Origin of the sequence: Pseudomonas sp. 382 (genome assembly GCF_002759075.1) — a bacterium.
GTDB classification, from domain to species: domain Bacteria; phylum Pseudomonadota; class Gammaproteobacteria; order Pseudomonadales; family Pseudomonadaceae; genus Aquipseudomonas; species Aquipseudomonas vlassakiae.
This window is the reverse complement of the sequence record NZ_PEMX01000077.1, coordinates 1-4942: the sequence shown is the minus strand read 5'-3', so window position 1 is coordinate 4942 and position 4942 is coordinate 1. Positions and strand designations below refer to the sequence as shown.

General features: G+C 52.7%; 4 protein-coding genes. 2 read left to right on the top strand and 2 right to left on the bottom strand.

The features are described 5' to 3' along the window. Positions 1–249: 249 nt before the first annotated feature. On the bottom strand, positions 250–1365 hold the full coding sequence (locus CQW31_RS30585) for a site-specific integrase (protein ID WP_371858402.1): 1116 nt from the start codon (positions 1363–1365) through the stop codon (positions 250–252). A gap of 294 nt (positions 1366–1659) precedes the next feature. Between CQW31_RS30585 and CQW31_RS30580 the strand changes: the two genes are divergently transcribed. Beyond that, positions 1660–3300 (top strand): ATP-dependent endonuclease, encoded by a 1641-nt coding sequence (locus CQW31_RS30580; protein WP_158238198.1) that lies wholly within the window; start codon positions 1660–1662, stop codon positions 3298–3300. Position 3301: 1 nt separating this feature from the next. Continuing rightward, on the top strand, positions 3302–4114 hold the full coding sequence (locus tag CQW31_RS30575; protein WP_099816112.1) for an HNH endonuclease: 813 nt from the start codon (positions 3302–3304) through the stop codon (positions 4112–4114). Between the two features lie 469 nt (positions 4115–4583). Here the strand turns inward: CQW31_RS30575 and CQW31_RS30570 are convergent. Then, positions 4584–4942: transposase (locus tag CQW31_RS30570; protein WP_143524284.1), on the bottom strand; the 359-nt coding region annotated here is incomplete at its 5' end.

Sequence of the window (4942 nt, the reverse complement as noted above, 5' to 3'; positions counted from 1 at the left end):
CGGTCGCTCAGTCGGGGCCGGCCTCGGCCATGGGTTTCGATGAAGAGATCGGAGACCACATCCCAGGCCTCGTCCGTGAGTTCGTAGCGCCTTGCCATCACAGAATTCCTTTCCGTTAATGGCGCGTGACTCTACAAAATCTCAGCGCTAAAGGAGCGGCGATTAGGTTTCTCGGGATTTCATACAGAGCCTAGGTGGCGATTGGTTAGTTAGGCAAGGAGTGTAGCAATGCGTCACTGCACGTTGCCCTTAGCATTCTTGAGCAGTGTGCGGTGCTGCCGCCGTCCGCTCTCCGGGCGGTACAGCGTCTAGAGGTGTAGACGACAGTAATTGGCTGGCCTGGCTGTCCAGCAGCGAACCGGCTTGGAAGTAGCCCATCACCGTGCTCACACTGCGGTGCTCAGTCATTGCCATCACCTCTCCGAGCGGTACACCCTGGCGTCCTGCCTCGGTGACGAAGCCTGAGCGCAGACTGTGCGCTGCCCAGTCCCCGTCAAGACCTGCCATCGCCGCGCGCCGCTTGACGATACGCGCTACTTGGTCACCCGACAGCCCGCTCGCAGCGACCCGCCCCCCTTTGTACAAGCGGCGAAACAACGGGCCCTCGCAGGCCGGTGCTACAGCGAGCCAGGCGTTAAGTGCCTGTGCCGCCGGCCCCTGCAGGGGTTTTTCCCGACGCACGCCACTACTGTCGGTTTTGGTTGTCCCAAGCGCATATAGCCAGGTGTCGGCGTCCAGACGGCGCAGGTCTCCGATCTGCAAACCCACGATTTCCGAGCGGCGTCGGCCACCGCCGCTCCAAGCCAGCAACAGCAGGGCGCGATCGCGCGTGCCACGCACGCCGTCAGTGCAGGTGGCGAGCATCGCCTGCAGCGGCTCCAACACCACTGCGGTTTTCTTCCGCACGGATACGCCTTGGCGCGCCTGGGCCTTGCGTGCCTCTCGAAGAAGCGTCTTCACCGCAGGAGCCTCACTTGGGTTATCCCAGTTTCGCAGGCGATGCCATTTAGCCAAAACTGCCAAGCGATGGCTAACTGTGCTGAACGACAGTGGCCCCGGCTTGCCCTTGATCTTGGCTTCCACCAACGCGGCATCGACGGCCGGCGGTAGCAGGTGTGTCCAGTTACCAGAAGTATCGGGCCTGGCCAAATGGTCGACGATGAATTGCACGGCGACCTCGGGTGGCAACGCGCCGTCGCCGAGCGAGCGGCGATAACGCAACCGCAACCACGCGGACCAGTAGGTGAGGGCGCTCTGGTAGCTACGCACGGTATTGGCCGCAGTGCCTGCCGCGATGAATGCCTCAGCCGCGGCGCGGGTGCTGTCGGCCAACTCTGTTAGCACCAGCGGCTGGGAGGAGGGCATCTGTACCGGCTCTGTCAACTTCATCTCGCTCAACGCTGCAATAGGTTCGGATAACCTGTGGCTTATCAGGCCTAATATAACGAAGAGGTCGGCATGACGATATCCATGATCGTGAAGGGCCGTTATCGACCCAAAGCTGCTGTTGGCTAAGGGAGGCTGATGGCCAGAGGCGGACAGTCACCCCAACAAATCTGTCCGCTTTTCCGAAATTGCATCCTTTTTTTACCAGACAGTATCAGTAGGCTGCTCGCCCTGATAATGTCGCAGCTCGCCTGACTTAAGATGGATCTTGGAATGCCAGCAAAAAAGAGCTCTAACGCTAATCCTAACCAGCCACTGACATCCTTCCTTTTAGATGAGAACTTCGCGGAAAGCTCCAAGGCGGATGCTTTCATTGTTCCGCTGGCCCGCAAATTTAACGACTTCGGCTACCTTATAGCATGCTCCATAGGCTATCGCGATAAACAAGGGCAAATTTATTGGCTTGAAGGGAGGTGTGCCATTCAAGGAGAAAAAGATCTTTTTGAAGCTATTGGCAGACTGCTTTCGCCTGACAAACCTGAAATTTACCACCGCGAAATAACAAAACCGTTCCGCACACTGCTGGTAGATGCAAAGTCATACAGCTTTTTGCGGCGGACGCTAGGCGAGTCTCAGGCAAGGAAAATCCTAGCTAGCTTACAAGATGTAGCAACGACTAAAAGCCGGACTTTCAGCAATAACTGGTACGACTTCCATAAAGAAGAAGTGTTCACCCATGCGATGATTAGATCAAGCGAAGCCTACTTTGCTTATCGCAAGGGTGAGCGAATATTGCAAGGTTTGCAAGAACTTGATGCTGATGCACGTCAACCTTTCAGTGTTGAGTTAAAGGGAGCCGGCCCCCACGCCCAGTTCGATTTCCAGTTTGACAGCCAAAATTTTCTCAGAGGGCGGATCGCAGTCATTATCGGCCAGAATGGCTGCGGCAAAACTTCGGCGCTTGCAAAGCTGTCAAAAGTTTTGGCCGACAAAGAAAGTCGATCTGCTGAAATTACCAAACGCCCCGAACTGAATCAAGTTATAGCTTTCATTCACACTGCATCTGTTCGACAATTCTCCCCCTCTTCAAAGGAGGGGCTCGCGAGAGCTAGGATTTTTACATTCAATCCGGCAAGCCCCCGCAAGCAAGGCGAGGATTCTGCAACAACATTGCTTGTTGATGTGGCTCGCGGCCACGATGCTCAAGGTGCTTTGCTTCAACATCTCTCGGACATTTTGCGCACTGAATTCAGCGAATTTGAAGTTCTGGTCCCAATGAAAAAAGACAGGCCAGGAGAGTCAGAAAGAATGGCATTTCACGATGTAGCCTATATGCCATTTTCAGAGTGGAAACGTGGTGGCGAACAACGTATTTTAAAGAATGCGGCAAATGTCGCTTCTTGGCAGTCATTGAAATTTGTCGATAAACACGGAAAGGAACGTAAACTTAGTTTGGGCCAGCAAGCCTTCCTAAAGTTCATACTGGTTGCACTAGCTAACTCTGGGCCGGCATCCGCGCTGATTATTGATGAGCCGGAGAATTTTCTGCATCCAAACCTTATATCAAGGTTTATGCGTAGCCTAAATAAAATTCTGAACGGTACACGTTCGATAGCATTCGTCGCCACACACTCCCCGTTTGTTGTGAGGGAAGTTCAGAGTGCTCAGGTGCATGTGATGCGCGATGAAGATGGAGTACTCACTGTAAGAAAGCCGCGCATGCAAACGCTAGGAGCCAATGTCGCATCAATCTCGAATGAGGTATTTGGCGACGATCTACCCCATCATCTTTATGAAGAGCTATTAGAACTAGCAGAGCAAGAGAGCAATACATTTTCGGAGGCACTTGATAGATACTCTTCAGAGTTAAGTGCCGAAGCTCTCATGCGCCTGCGCAGGATGATGGAGCAGTAAAATGAGGAAAGTCGATCCGCCCGCCATTCAAGATAATTTGCTTCTCAGCTTTCTGCAGCACTCTAGAAAAGAAAATGCGAAGGCGATTGTGCATCGCATAGCTGACATTGCTGAGCGCTATCAAGCGTATGATATTTGCAATGGTGATCCCTGGGGTATCGCTGAGGATGCGTCATATGCCCCACTAAAGGAAGACCTTAACGGAATTTATAAAGCGCCACCATCCGTTCTAAATTTCATTGCGACGCTGCGATCTCAACTTGACGGCGTGTGCCCCGTGTGTGGGCGAGATGCACTGGGGACCTTGGATCATTACCTACCCAAAGCAAATTATGCAGAATTCTCATTTTACTCAAAGAATTTGGTGCCAGCTTGCGATAGGTGTAACAACAAGAGAAGCGACGCGTTCAAAGGCGCGAACGCAGGAGAGCGCCCTCTGCATCCATATTTTGACTACTTTGCAAATAACAAGATCCTGTCTGTCCGATTTGAACCTGATTGGAATGCGCCACTGCTGACGCCAATACCTTACAATGTGACCGGAAATCAGCTTGCTGTTGTTCAGTGGCAAATCGACAATGTCCTAAGGCGAGCGGGAATCGATGAATATCTGACGACACAATGGGGCGTCTTGATCAATGGCATAAGGACGTTTCTTCCAGATCGATCTAGCTTGGTAAGCATAAAAACGGAAATTCAGCGGCTCGAAAACTATGAATTTGAATGCGGAAAGTCGGCTAACGGATGGCGTTGCGCCTTCTGGCATGGTTTGAGCCTAAATGATGATGCGCTCAGGTACTTGCAGTCACTATGAACAGTACATTGATTAGTAACGAGAGTTAGCTAAAAATCATTAATATCGAGGCCTAATGGGAGGGCGCTGGCGGTAAAAAGGACCCAAATCCCCTAGAACAATGAATTGTCACTTGTCTCGTAGGCACTCGATGATGCTCTCGCCGATCAATTTCAGCAAGGACGCACTGCCCCTCTCCTTAGGGATGGTAGGCTCCGAAACATTTCTTGCCTCAGCAACCGAAAGGTTTTACTACCTAACGGAGTGCCTACATTTGGCCGTGAACAGTCCTCTACCAATGGCAGCTATGGGTCCAGGCTGTGTGAAAACGCCAGTAAGTACGTCGAGTAGCGAAAGAAGCTGGGTCCCCCTGTGAATTCAGCAGATCTAAGTGCAGATCTACCTCAGTCGGGCACCAGGCGCGACCTGTGCTATCTAGGCCGCGGCAGCGGCCCAGATAGCCGTATACGGACGCATAGAACGCGTGGACTCATGTCCTGATCCCTTCAATCAGCCCAGCGATGCCGAAGATGCTCATCATTCGTTTGAGATTGTAAGCAAGCACGTGAAGGCTCATCTCGGTGCTTACCCTCGGTAGGGTTTTGGTCAGGAAGTGAGTGCTTCCCATCCAGTATTTGAGCGTTCCGAAGGGGTGCTCCACCGTTTGCCGGCGTACCTTCATCTTTCCTGGGTCATGTTCCAATCGGATCTGCACGGCCTCGACTACCGTTTCATGCTCCCAGCGCTTCAACCGGCGTTCCTTACCCGTCGTACACTGCTTATGCATGGCGCAACTTTGGCAGCCAGAGAACCAGTAGGAGTGCAGCAACATGCCGTCTTCCACCGAAG